This is a genomic window from Pontivivens ytuae, assembly GCF_015679265.1.
Lineage (GTDB): Bacteria > Pseudomonadota > Alphaproteobacteria > Rhodobacterales > Rhodobacteraceae > Pontivivens > Pontivivens ytuae.
This window is the reverse complement of sequence record NZ_CP064942.1, coordinates 1014141-1026661: the sequence shown is the minus strand read 5'-3', so window position 1 is coordinate 1026661 and position 12521 is coordinate 1014141. Positions and strand designations below refer to the sequence as shown.

Annotated in this window: 11 protein-coding genes; 1 reads left to right on the top strand and 10 read right to left on the bottom strand. The window is 68.6% G+C overall.

What is annotated here, in order from left to right; all coding sequences use genetic code 11:
* Window positions 1–2: 2 nt before the first annotated feature.
* Together cobS and I0K15_RS04850 are read right to left on the bottom strand one after the other, a co-directional pair.
* A complete protein-coding gene (gene cobS / locus I0K15_RS04855) occupies window positions 3–989 on the bottom strand; it encodes a cobaltochelatase subunit CobS (RefSeq protein ID WP_196104279.1) in 987 nt (328 codons plus the stop codon).
* Window positions 990–1055: 66 nt separating this feature from the next.
* Entirely contained in the window at window positions 1056–1265 is a 210-nt protein-coding gene (locus tag I0K15_RS04850) for a DUF2842 domain-containing protein (RefSeq protein ID WP_338420757.1), read from the bottom strand.
* A gap of 103 nt (window positions 1266–1368) precedes the next feature.
* Here I0K15_RS04850 and I0K15_RS04845 point away from each other — a divergent pair, with 103 nt between their 5' ends.
* A complete protein-coding gene (locus tag I0K15_RS04845; RefSeq protein ID WP_196104277.1) occupies window positions 1369–2391 on the top strand; it encodes a M42 family metallopeptidase in 1023 nt (340 codons plus the stop codon).
* Between the two features lie 273 nt (window positions 2392–2664).
* Here the strand turns inward: I0K15_RS04845 and recN are convergent, their stop codons facing one another.
* The 8 genes from recN to I0K15_RS04805 all read right to left on the bottom strand — a co-directional run bounded on the left by recN (window position 2665) and on the right by I0K15_RS04805 (window position 12503).
* Window positions 2665–4317 (bottom strand): DNA repair protein RecN, encoded by a 1653-nt coding sequence (gene recN / locus I0K15_RS04840; protein ID WP_196104276.1) that lies wholly within the window; start codon window positions 4315–4317, stop codon window positions 2665–2667.
* Window positions 4318–4321: 4 nt separating this feature from the next.
* Window positions 4322–5161, bottom strand: coding sequence for an outer membrane protein assembly factor BamD (locus tag I0K15_RS04835; RefSeq protein WP_196104275.1), 840 nt, complete (start codon window positions 5159–5161; stop codon window positions 4322–4324).
* 133 nt (window positions 5162–5294) lie between these two features.
* On the bottom strand, window positions 5295–6227 hold the full coding sequence (gene lpxC / locus I0K15_RS04830; protein WP_196104274.1) for a UDP-3-O-acyl-N-acetylglucosamine deacetylase: 933 nt from the start codon (window positions 6225–6227) through the stop codon (window positions 5295–5297).
* A gap of 213 nt (window positions 6228–6440) precedes the next feature.
* Complete coding sequence (gene ftsZ / locus I0K15_RS04825; RefSeq protein ID WP_196104273.1) at window positions 6441–7964, bottom strand: cell division protein FtsZ; 1524 nt, start codon at window positions 7962–7964, stop codon at window positions 6441–6443.
* A 184-nt stretch (window positions 7965–8148) separates the two neighbouring features.
* Entirely contained in the window at window positions 8149–9306 is a 1158-nt protein-coding gene (locus I0K15_RS04820) for a cytochrome P450 (RefSeq protein ID WP_196104272.1), read from the bottom strand.
* 82 nt (window positions 9307–9388) lie between these two features.
* On the bottom strand, window positions 9389–10732 hold the full coding sequence (gene ftsA, locus I0K15_RS04815) for a cell division protein FtsA (RefSeq protein ID WP_196104271.1): 1344 nt from the start codon (window positions 10730–10732) through the stop codon (window positions 9389–9391).
* Window positions 10729–11595: a cell division protein FtsQ/DivIB gene (locus I0K15_RS04810; protein ID WP_196104270.1), complete on the bottom strand. Its 867-nt coding sequence runs from the start codon at window positions 11593–11595 to the stop codon at window positions 10729–10731. Before I0K15_RS04810 ends, ftsA begins: the two co-directional genes overlap by 4 nt.
* Complete coding sequence (locus I0K15_RS04805) at window positions 11583–12503, bottom strand: D-alanine--D-alanine ligase (protein WP_196104269.1); 921 nt, start codon at window positions 12501–12503, stop codon at window positions 11583–11585. The genes I0K15_RS04810 and I0K15_RS04805 overlap by 13 nt, the downstream gene beginning before the upstream one ends.
* Window positions 12504–12521 lie beyond the last annotated feature (18 nt).

Genomic DNA, 12521 nt, shown 5'->3' with positions numbered 1-12521 from the left:
GCTCAGCCGAGGCTCACGCTCGCCGCGCTCTCCGGCAGCTCCTCGTCGAAGCAGCGCTGGTAGAACTCGGCGACGGTCTGCCGCTCCAGCTCGTCGCACTTGTTGAGGAACGTCAGGCGGAAGGCGAAGCCCACATCGCCGAAGATGCGCGCGTTCTCCGCCCAGGCGATCACGGTCCGGGGCGACATGACAGTGGAGATGTCCCCGTTCATGAAGGCGGTCCGGGTGAGGTCGGCCACGGTCACCATCTGGCGGATCTTGCGCTGGCCTTCCTCGTCACCCCAAGAGGGGTTCTTGGCGAGCACGATCTCCGTCTCCGCGTCATGCGGCAGGTAGTTGAGCGTGGCGACCAGCGACCAGCGGTCCATCTGGCCCTGGTTGATCTGCTGGGTGCCGTGGTAGAGGCCCGTCGTATCGCCCAGACCGACCGTGTTCGCAGTTGCGAAGAGGCGGAAATAGGGGTTCGGGTGGATCACCTCGTTCTGGTCGAGCAGCGTCAGCTTGCCATCCCGCTCCAGCACGCGCTGGATCACGAACATGACGTCGGGGCGGCCCGCATCGTACTCGTCGAACACGATCGCGACCGGGTTGCGCAGCGCCCAGGGCAGGATGCCTTCCTGGAACTCGGTGACCTGCACCCCGTCCTTGAGCTTGATCGCGTCCTTGCCGATCAGATCGATCCGCGAGATGTGGCTGTCGAGGTTCACGCGCACGCAGGGCCAGTTCAGGCGGGATGCGACCTGCTCGATATGGGTCGATTTCCCGGTGCCGTGGTAGCCCTGGATCATCACGCGACGGTTGTGCGCGAATCCAGCAAGAATCGCTAAGGTTGTGTCACGGTCAAACCGATAGGTCGGATCGAGCTCGGGAACCCGGTCCGTGGGCGCGTCGAAGCCCTTTACCGTCATGTCGCTGTCGATACCGAAGGCCTCGCGGACCGAAATGTCCTGAGTTGGCGTGTCGCTCATCGGGGTCGCTCCGTCGGCCATGCTTATTCTCCCGCACAAGTTGCGTCTTTGTCGGCGATTTATTGCTGCGGTGCAAGAGGAACGGCGTCAGCCGTCCGGGTCAGGTTTGCCGACGCCTTTAAAGACATTCTTGAACGGCAAGGCCCACAGAATTCCTGCAACCGCATACATGAGGAACTCGATCGCGATGTGCTGGCGCGGGATCGAAACCAGCACCACCCAGGCGATGATGGTGTAGATCGGCAGCCAGACTAGGAGGAGGATGATCGACCAGCGGCGGCGGGCTTTGTAGGACATCGGCATGATGCGACACATAGACCGTCCCGCCCGCCTTGGGGAGGGGCAGTGTGACGCGCCGGTCCCCGTGCTATGTCGAGGGCCGACCACCAAGGAGGACACCATGGACATCGACCTGCTCAAGCGCCTGTGTGAGACCCCCGGCGTACCGGGCCGCGAGCACCGCGTGCGCGCCCTGATCGAGGCGGAGATCGAGGGCCTCGCAGACGAGGTTCGCATCGACCCGATGGGCAGCCTGCTCGTGAAGCGCAATGGCTCGGGCAAGCGGGTCATGCTCCTGTGCCACATGGACGAGATCGGGTTTCTCGTCAGCCACGTGAGCGAGGAGGGGTGGATCCACGTCAATCCCGTGGGCGGCTTCGACAACCGGAACTTGTTTTCACGCCGGGTGCTGGTCTGCACGAAGGACGGCGATCTGAAGGGGGTGATGAACCCCGGCGGCAAGCCGGTCCACATCGCCTCGCCCGAGGATCGCAAGAAGGTGCCCGAGATCTCCGAGTTCTTCGTCGATGTCGGCATGGGCAAGGCGACCGCCGACAAGGTGCGCGTCGGTGACTACGTCGTGATGGACGAGCCGCTGGTGGAGATGGGCGACAAGGTGGTGTCGAAGGCGCTCGACAACCGTATCGCCTGCTGGCTGGGTATCGAGGCGCTGCGTGCGGCGAAGGAAAGCGGGCACGACTGCGAGCTCCACGTCGCCTTCACCGTGCAGGAGGAGGTCGGCCTGCGCGGCGCGCGCACCGCGTCCTTCGATATCAAGCCCGAGATCGGCTTCGGCATCGATACCACGCTCGCCTGCGATACGCCGGGCGTGCCGAAACCGCAGAGCGTGACGGAGCAGGGCAAGGGCTTCGGCCTCCACATCAAGGACGGCAGCTTCATCGCCGATATCGACCTAGTGGAGGAGATCGAGGCGCTGGCCGTGGAGGCGGAGATCCCGCACCAGCGGACCATCCTGGCCTCTGGGGGTCAGGATGGTGCGGCCGCCCAGCAGGCGGCAGCGGGCGCGCGGGCCGTGGGCATCGTGGTGGGCACCCGCTACATCCACACGGTGACGGAGATGATCCACAAGAGCGACCTTCAGGCGGCGCGCGACATCCTGGCGACGTGGATCGCGAAGAACTGAACGGGGCCGGGGCATGCGCCCCGGTTCTGCCTCCGGCGGGAGTATTTTTACGAACTCGAAAGGGGAATCGTGGCGTAATGCGTCTGCGGTACAGGCTGGAGAGCCGATGACCGCCGAAGTCGAAAGCGCGCCCCGGCTCTCCGCCGGTCGCCGAGTTGGGCACAGGCCGAGTGGTCGGGGCGACATTCCGGATGAAGCAGCGCGATATGCGTCTTCGACTTCGGTGAAGTACTCAATCGACTGACGATGAAGTCGCGCAGGCCGTAGTGTGGATCACCCGTCCAGCAGCGCCTTCGCCGCCTGGCGCGCGGCGTCGGTCAGCTTATCGCCGGACAGCATCCGGGCGATCTCATCGGTGCGGTCGGAGGGGGCGAGGGGGGTGACGCGGGTCGTCGTGATCCCGCCTTCCACCGATTTCGCGATGCGCCAGTGATGCGCGCCGCGGGCGGCCACCTGCGGCGAGTGGGTGACCACGAGGACCTGCGCCTTGTCCGCGATGGTGCCGAGGCGGCGTCCGACGGCGTCCGCGGTGGCGCCACCGACGCCGCGGTCGATCTCGTCGAAGATCAGGGTGAGGCCTTCCGCTCGGGTCGTCAGGCAGACCTTCAGCGCGAGCAGGAAGCGGGAGAGCTCGCCACCCGAGGCGATCTTGTTGATCGGGCCGGCAGGCGCGCCGGGATTGGTGGCGACGGTGAAGGTAACGGCCTCGCGGCCCTCTGGTCCGGGCGGCGCGTCGGCGATGGCGGTGGTGAAGACCGCGCGCTCCATCTTCAGCGGGCCAAGTTCGGCGGCCATCGCGGCGTCTAGGCGGGCGGCGGCGGTGCGACGCAGGTCGCCGAGCGCGGTGGCCGCCGTATCGTATTCGCCCTCTGCTTCAGTCAGCGCCACCTCCAGACCGGCGATCTCCTCCGCGCCGCCGTCGATGGCGGCGAGGCGGGTGCGCAGCTCGTCCGCGAACCCGGCGAGGTCGTCGGGCAGGACGTTGTGCTTGCGGGCGAGGCCGCGGATGGCGAAGAGGCGTTCCTCCACCCGCTCCAGCTCCATCGGATCGGCGTCGAGCTGTTCCAACGCCGACGCAACGCCGGCCTGCGCCTCGGCCAGTTCCGAGAGCGCGCGTTCCAGCGCCGCCACCGGCTGCTCCAGCAGTCCTTCGAGACTGCCCGCCGCGCCTTCCAGCCAGCGAAGCGCGTCGTTCATCGGGCCTTCGGCGCCTTGGGGGCCGAGCGCGCCATCGGCCTTCGTCACATCCTCGCCGACGCGGGCGGCGGCCTGCATGTGGCGGCGGCGGGTGTCGAGCGTCTCGTCCTCGCCGGGCTGCGGGTCGAGTGCGTCGAGTTCGCCGATGGCGTGGCGCAGGAACTCCTCGTCGCTACGGGCGGCCTCCAGCCGGGCACGGGCCTCGTCGAGCGCGCGCCGGGCGGCGGACACGGCCCGCCAGGTCTGGCCGGTCCCCTCCAGCGCGTCCTCTGCGCCCGCAAAGGCGTCGAGCAGGGCGCGGTGGCCTTTCGGGTCGAGCAGCCCGCGGTCGTCATGCTGGCCGTGGATCTCGACGAGATGCGCACCGATGCGGCGCAGGATCTCGCCGGAGCAGCGGCGGTCGTTCACCCAGGCGGTCTTGCGCCCGCCCTCGCCGTTGACGCGCCGGATCAGGAGCGTGTCGCCTTCGTCGGGGAGCCCCGCCTCCTCCAGTTCGGCGCGGATCGGACTGTCAGGCGGCAGGGCGAATTCCGCCACCACCTCGCCCTGCTCCGCGCCCTTGCGGATCAGATCGGCCCGGCCGCGGTGGCCGAGCGCGAAGCCAAGCGCGTCGAGCAGGATCGATTTGCCCGCCCCCGTCTCCCCGGTCAGCACGTTCAGGCCGGGGCGGAAGGCCAGCTCCACATGGTCGATCAGGATGATGTCGCGAACCGACAGGCTCAGCAGCATGGGCTCAGAGCCATTCGCCCAGCACGATCTGCCGCCAGAGCCGCCCCGCCGTCGTCCCGTCGGGGGAGGCGTTGTCGAGCCCGTTCGACTGGATCAGGGCGTAGCTGTCCTCGTACCAGTCGGAGCCCGGGAAGTTGTAGCCGAGGATCGACGCCGCCTTCAGAGCCTCGTCGTCGAAGCCGAGGGCGAGGTAGCTTTCCACCATCCGGTGCAGCGCCTCGGGCGTGTGGGAGGTCGTCTGGTACTCGTCCACCACGGCCTGGAAGCGGCGCAGGGCGGCGATGTAGTGACCGCGCTTGAGGTAGTAGCGCCCGATCTCCATCTCCTTGCCTGCGAGGTGGTCGAGGGCCAGGTCGAATTGCAGTTCACCCTCGCGGGCGTATTCCGTGCCCGGATAGCGCTCGATCAGGACGCGAAGCGCCTGCAGTGCCTCCAGCGTATTGGACTGGTCGCGGCCCACATCGGTGATCTGGTCGTACCAGCTCTGCGCGATGAGGTACTGCGCGTAGGCGGCCTCGGGATCGGCCGGGTAGAAGCTGATGTAGCGCTCGGCGGCCGAGCGGGCCTCCACGAAATCCGTCGCCTCGTAGTAGGAGAAGGAGGACATGATCAGCGCACGCTTCGCCCACTGGGAGTAGGGGTAGAGCCGCTCGATCTCCGAGAAGGTGGCCGCCGCCGTCCGCGGCTGGCCGCGCTGGAGCTGATCCTCGGCCAGTTCGAAGATCTCCTGGGCCGAACGGGCCTCCAGGTTCGCCGTCTCGTCATTGTCGCCGCGGAACAGGCCGCAGGCCGAGAGGCTGATCGCCGCGAGGAGGATGAACAGCAGCCGCGTCACGCGCATCATGAGTGGTAGTCCCGTCTTTCGCCGCGGGCGGCCGGCGCCCGCTTCCTTCCCTGCGGACGCCATGCGCCCGGACTTTCCCGTGCAATAACACGGATCGCGAGCGGTGGGGAAGCGTGGCCTGCGGCCGTCGCGATCACGCGATGCGGCGCAGTGCCTCCTCCTGCCGCGTCACGCCCGGCAGGCCCGCGACGTCACGGTCGCGGCACACGTCTAGGCGCACGGCACCCGGCGTGGCGAAGAGCTTGTGCAGCAGGCGGTTGGTCACGCCGTGGCCTGCGCGCACGCCGGTATAGCGCGCGAGGAGCGGTGCACCGGCCAGCGCGAGGTCGCCCACTGCGTCCAGCATCTTGTGGCGCACGGCCTCGTCCGCGTGGCGGAAGCCCTCCGGGTTCTGCACCGTGCGGCCTTCGACCACGACGGCGTTGTCGAGCGAGCCGCCGAGGGCCAGGCCCTGCGCCCGCAGCGCGTCCACGTCCGCTGCGCGCACGAAGGTACGGCTGTCCATCAGCTCGTCCACGAAGGCACCGTTCACGACGGCGAGGCGCTTGGACTGCCAGCCGATCGCGGTGTTCGGGAAGTCGATCTCGAAATCCACCTCGAAGTGGCGGGCGGGCTCGAGCGCCGCGTAGGCACCACCCTCATCGAGCTCCACGCGCTTGAGCACGCGCAGCACGGTGCGGCGCGCGTCCTGCTCGGCCAGACCGGTGTTGAGGAACGCCCGCACGAAGGGTGCAGCACTGCCGTCCATGATCGGGATCTCGGGGCCGTCCACCTCGATCAGCGCGTTGGAGATGCCGCAGCCATGCAGGGCGGCCATCAGGTGCTCGATGGTGGAGACGGTGACGCCCGCCTCGTTCGCGATCCGCGTGTTCAGCGTCGTGTCGGTCACCGCGTCCCAGCTCGCCGGGATCATGGTGTCACGTGCGACGAGGTCCATGCGACGGAACCAGATGCCGTGATGGACCGATGCGGGACGGACCACCAGCTCGGCCGAGCGGCCCGAATGCAGGCCGATACCGGACAACCGGACGGCACGGCGAAGCGTCGTCTGATAAAGCGATTGCAAGCCTGACCTCGTTCAATAACGGGAAGACTTCGTGGGCTTCCCTTTGTTCGTTAACGCATAAATAGGGGCTGGGGACCGATCGGTTCAAATCAAGCTATGTGTCTGTTTGTGTCACATCACATTAACAAAGTTAGTGCGTTGATCCGAAACGAAAATCGCCCCGCACGAAGGCGGGGCGATCAAGGGGAATGCGCGTATTCCCGTCTGGCGTGATCAGTTGGCCTGGCGCCGCAGGAACGCCGGGATTTCAATCCGTTGCCGCTCATCCTCGTCGAGGCGGTCGGCTGGACGCGGCGTGGCCTGCGGCACGGCGCGGGGCTTTGCCTGCTGCGGCTCGGTCCGCGGGGCCGGCGTGCCCTCGGGCTGGCCCGTCATCCGGTTGATGAGCGAGTTGATCCCGAAGCCGGGCTTGCGCTCACCGTCCTGGGCCTGCGGCGCAGGGGTGGGCGCCGGACGCGGCGGCGTGGAATGCGAGGGCTGCTTGGCCACGGCGGCCTGAAGCCGGGCGAGCGTCTCGTTCGAGGGCTCACCGGCCGGGCGCGCGGTCTCGGCCACGGTCTCCTCCGCCGGAAGCTCCGGCTCGGGCGCGGCTTCAATGCGCGGCTCGGGCGTGCTCTGCCGGCTCGCGATCAGGTCCGACACGGTGGTCGGGTTGGTCACGACCGGGGCCGCCGCGGGCTCGGGCTCGGCAACGGGGGCCGGGGCGGGTGCTGCGACCGGTGCCGGGGCAGAGCGGGCGGCTGCCTGCTCCGCCGCGATCTGCTCGGCCATGGCCGCGTCGATGCCGGTCGCGACGACCGAGACGCGCAGCACGCCGTCGAGCGCCGGGTCCAGCGTGGAGCCCACGATGATGTTCGCGTCCTCGTCCACTTCCTTGCGGATGCGGGAGGCGGCCTCGTCCAGCTCGAACAGCGTCATGTCGTTGCCGCCGGTGACGTTGATCAGGACGCCTTTCGCGCCCTTCAGGCTGATCTCGTCGAGGAGCGGGTTCGCAATGGCACGCTCGGCGGCGTCGACCGCGCGGGTCTCGCCATCGGCCTCGCCCGTGCCCATCATCGCCTTGCCCATCTCGTCCATGACGGAGCGGACATCCGCGAAGTCGAGGTTGATCAGGCCCGGACGCACCATCAGGTCCGTCACGCCCTTCACACCCTGGTAGAGCACGTCGTCGGCCATCATGAAGGCCTCGGTGAACGTGGTCTTCTCGTTGGCGAGGCGGAACAGGTTCTGGTTCGGGATGATGATCAGCGTATCGACGTGCTGCTGCAGCTCGGCGATGCCCTCATCGGCCTGGCGCATCCGCTTCGACCCTTCGAAGTGAAAGGGCTTGGTCACGACGCCGACCGTCAGGATGCCCATCTCGCGGGCCGCCTGCGCGATGATCGGCGCGCCACCGGTGCCGGTGCCGCCGCCCATGCCGGCGGTGATGAAGCACATGTGGGAGCCCGCGAGGTGATCGACGATCTCCTCGATGCTCTCCTCGGCCGCGGCGGCACCCACGGCGGGCTTCGCACCCGCGCCCAGACCCTCGGTCACCTGGGTGCCCATCTGGATCTTGCGGCTCGCCTGGGCCTGCTGCAGCGCCTGCGCGTCGGTGTTCGCCACCACGAACTCCGCACCTTCCAGCTGCTTGTCGATCATGTTGTTGACCGCGTTGCCGCCCGCACCGCCTACGCCGAAGACGAGGATGCGCGGCTTCAACTCGGTCTGCTCGGGCATCCGAAGAGTCAGACTCATGATGTGATCCGCCTGTATGTTGCTCTGCTCTACCGCTCGAGGGGTCCTCGTTGTTCGGGACCTCCTTCTGATTCGCTAAAGTAACTCAAAGGCTGGAGTCGGTCACGGTAAAAAGGGTTGCGAAAACTGTAAATCCGGCGAAAACAAGGCGCTCTCGGCAGGTTTCGGCCAGTTCCGGGTCACATCAGCCCCAAGTCACGGCCACCTCGAGCGGTCCGCGGAAGGCCCAGCCGCCGAACCGGGCCGGACGGGCGGGGTTGAGGCGCAGGTTCGCCAGCCGGTCGAAGAGCATCGGCACTGCGACCTCCGCGATCAGGCAGCGCGACGCCCAGGCGCCGGCGCAGAAATGCGGGCCCGCGCCGAAGGCGATGGAGGGGCCGGCGTCCTGCGTGATGTCGAAGGCGTCCGGTCTGGCGAAGACCGCCTCGTCCCGGTTGCCGGAGCCGAACATCAGGAACACGCGGTCGTCCTCGGCATAGGCGATGCCGTCGACCTCCGCCTCCTCAGCGATGCGGCGCGGCGACATGCCGATGGGGCTGATCCAGCGGGCGTATTCCTCGAACGCGGCGAGCCAAGGGGCCTCGCCTCGCCGGATCATCGCGAGCTGTTCCGGATGGCTCAGGAGCGCCCAGGCACAGCCCGCGATGGCGTCGCGCGGCTCGTTCTGTCCGCCGGAGATCGCGAGCTTCACGTTGGCCCGGATCCGGTCCTCACCCAGACCCGCCGCCTGCTGCGTGGCGATCAGGGAGTGCTCCGGCGGGGCGGCGAGCTGCGCGTCGATATGCCGGTCGATGGAGGCGGTGCAGTCGTGGCAGCGCGCCTCGACCTCCGCGTCGCCCGCGTAGTTGGCACAACCGTCGATCATGCCCTGGCTGACGCGGTCCATCTCCCGCCAGTCCATGTTGTCGAGCCCGGTGATGGCCTTCAGTGCCTCGGCACTGACCGGCATCGCGTAATCCGCCACAAGATCGCAGGCGCCGCGCGGGGCGAGATCGTCAAGCACCTGTTCCGTCGCCGCCTCGAACCGCGCGCGCCACACGTCCTTCACCGTGCGGGGGGAGACCGTGGGGAAGATCGCCCGCCGCTCCGACATGTGGCCGTCGCCGTCGCGGCGCATCATGTTCTCGCCCATCAGGACAGTCATCAGGCCGTCGGGCTGGTACGACGAGAAGACGCTTGTCTTCTTCTCGTTGCGGAAGATGTCGTCGCGCCGGGTCATCAGCGTCGCGCCCAGCTGCGGGACGAAGCACACCGGCGCCTCCGCCCGCATCCGCTTCAGGTCGGGATAAGGATCGGCCCAGAAGGCCGCGGGGTCGATCTCGTAGACGGGCGCATTGGACATCCGCAAAGCGTCCGCGGCCCGTTTGCAACCGTCAATCGGCCCCACGCGCTTCGGATTTGCCCAGATATCCCCGCCGGAGGCGCTACCAGTTCTCGCGGAACCAGCGCATCGCCTTGCGCAGCCGCTGGGTGCCGTAGCGATCGGCGGGCACCTCGAAGTCCCAGCACTCGTCCGACGGCTTGGCCAGGTGCAGCGCCAGCCCCACCGCGGCGGAGAACTGGGCGGAGGTCTGGGCCTGAGGCAGCCCCGGAATGCGCAGCGGGCGGCCGAGCCGCACCTGACGGCCGAGGATGCGGGCCGCGATCTCCTCCAGCCCCGGCACGAGGCTGCCGCCGCCGGTCAGCACGATGCGGCGACCCGGCATGTGCTCGAAGCTCGCGGCATCGAGACGGTCGCGGGCGGCCTCGAGGATCTCTTCGACGCGCGGACGCATGACGCCGATCAGCTCGGCGCGGCTCACGGTAGGCCGCGTCGGCGTGTGGTCGTTGGGATCGCGTGCCACCTCGATCAGGTCGCGATCGTCGCGCGAGGTCGCGACCAGCCCGCCGTGGAACGTCTTTATCCGCTCGGCCACCGCGTTTGATACGGCCAGCCCGTGGCAGATGTCGGAGGTCACGTGATCGCCCCCCAGCCGCACGGTGTCGGCGTAGATCATCTGCCGCTTCATGAAGATCGACAGGCCCGTCGAGCCACCGCCGAGGTCGATGCAGGCCCCGCCAAGCTCCAGCTCATCCTCCGTCATCGCGGCGAGCCCCGCGGCGTAGGACGAGTGCACCAGCCCCGACAGTTCCAGATCGCAGCGGCGGAAGACCTGCACCATGTTGGCGATGCTCTCCGCACTCACGGTCATCATGTGCATGTCGACACTGAGCCGCGCACCGGTGAGGCCCCGCGGATCGGTCAGCCCGGTGCGGTGGTCGAGGGTGAAGTTGACCGGCAGCGCATGCAGCACCTCGCGGCCCGCGCCATAGTCCGGCACCTCGCCCTGTGCGAGCGCCTCGCCGATATCGGCCTCGGTCACCTCGCCATGCTCGACCTCCGCCTCGCCCAGCAGGCCGTAGGAACGGGGGCGTCCGCCGGAATAGCAGGCGATGACGTGATCGACGCGGACCTCGGCCATCTTCTGGGCTGCGTTGATGACGGTGCGCACGCCGCGCTCGACCTCCTCCATCGCCGCGATCTCACCCAGCTCGATCCCGCGGGAGCGGGTGGTGGCCGCGCCGATGACCTTCAGCCCCGCCTGCCCGTCGAGCCGCCCGACGCCATCCGCGCGGGTGGCACGCAGCAGGGCGAAGTCGATGGCGAGGATCAGGCAGGTGATCTTGGACGAGCCGAGGTCGACGATGGCGACGAGCCCGCGGCGCAGCGCGTTCTCCCGCCGCTCACGCATGGCGCGCTGCGATTGGTAGAGCAGGTTCCGGGTCATGCGTCCTCTCCCGCTTCCATGGCGCGCAGGCGCCGCATCTCGCGCACGGCGTGGTCGGTGAGGCGCACGGTGGGGCGGGTGCGGTCGCGCATGTCGATGGCCTCGATGTCGCGCTCCAGCATCTCCTCGCTGAGATGCAGGGCGAGGACGTGGAGCAGCGCCTCCACCGCGCCGCTCTCGGGCAGGAGGATGCGCTGCCCGCGGTCGAGCGCGATGTCCCAGCGCCGTTCGCCGACGCGGACCATGCCGCGGATGCGCGGGCCGAGGGGCCCGGCGGCTTCGGCGAGCGCCAGCGCCTCGCCCACATGCTCTGCAGCCCCCGTGCCGAAGATCATCGGCAGGTCTGGCCGCTCGGGGGCGGGGGACAGGTCGCTGACCACGACGCCATGCGGATCGACGAGGTGCAGGCCCTGCCGGTCACGCCAGACGGCGACGGGAATGCGCTCGGTCACGCGCACCTTCAGCGCCTTGTCCGGCCCGATGGTGAGCTGCGCGGTATCGATGGGCGCCAGCGCCTCCACCCGCGCGCGTGCCTCATCGAGGTCGAGGCGGAGGGAGGAGGCGGGCAGCTCCACCGCCAGCGCATCCGCCACCTCGGCGGTCAGATCGGGGCCTGCGCCCTCGATCTCCAGCGCCAGTACGGCGAACTCGGGGTGATCGACGACGGCGGAATGTGCGGCCATCACCTGCGCCCGCACCCACGCCTGATTGTGGGGATTGGCCGCCAGACCGCCGACGACCATCGCGATGACGCTCAGCGGCAGGCCACGCTTCACCATCAGGCGGACCCGTGGGCTCAGCCACCAGCGCGACAGGCGGTAGCGCCAGCGGGACGGGGCGTAGTCGCGTTTCAGCGGTCGCATGAGGCGTCCTCCACCAGCATCCGGCAGAGCTTGCCGAAGGAGATCCCGATCTGTGCCGCCTGCTCGGGCGTCAGCGAGGTCGGCGTCATGCCGGGCTGGGTGTTGGTCTCCAGGAGGTAGAGGCCCTCGGCGCCCCGGCTCTCGTCCCAGCGCATGTCGGTGCGCGACACGCCGCGGCAGCCCAGCACCTCGTGCGCGCGGGTGGCATAGTCGAGGCAGAGCGCCGTGATCTCCTCCGGCAGCTCGGCGGGCACCACGTGGCGCGATCCGCCCTCGCCGTACTTCGCCTGGTAGTCGTACCAGCCGGTGTTGGAGATGATGTCGGTGACCGCGATCGCTCCGTGCCCGTCGAGCACGCTGACGGTCAGCTCGCGGCCCGGCACGTATTCCTCGACCATCACCTCGCCCGGCATGTCGTCGGAGAGCTTCGCGGGGCCGTTGGCGCCGGCCTGCACGATATAGATGCCGACCGAGGAGCCCTCGTTATAGGGCTTCACCACGTAGGGCGGCTCCATCGGGTGGGCTTCCATCGCCTCGGCCTTGGTGCAGCGCACGTCCGTGGCGATGGGCAGGCCCGCGCGGCGATAGGCGGCCTTGGTCTTCAGCTTGTCCATGGCGAGCGCGGAGGCGAGCACGCCGGAATGGGTGTAGGGAATGCGGAGCCATTCCAGGAGGCCCTGCACGCAGCCATCCTCGCCCCAGCGGCCGTGCAGCGCGTTGTAGACGGCGGTAGGCTTTTCGCGCACGAGATCGGCAGGCAGCGTCGGGCCCGCGTCGATCTCCACCACTTCGAATCCTTCATCCCGCAACGCGGCCGCGACCAGCTCACCGGAGACGAGCGACACTTCTCGCTCGGCCGACGGGCCGCCCTTCAGGACCGCGATGCGGGGCTGTCCACTGCTCGACATGCCCGCCTCGTTCTGGTG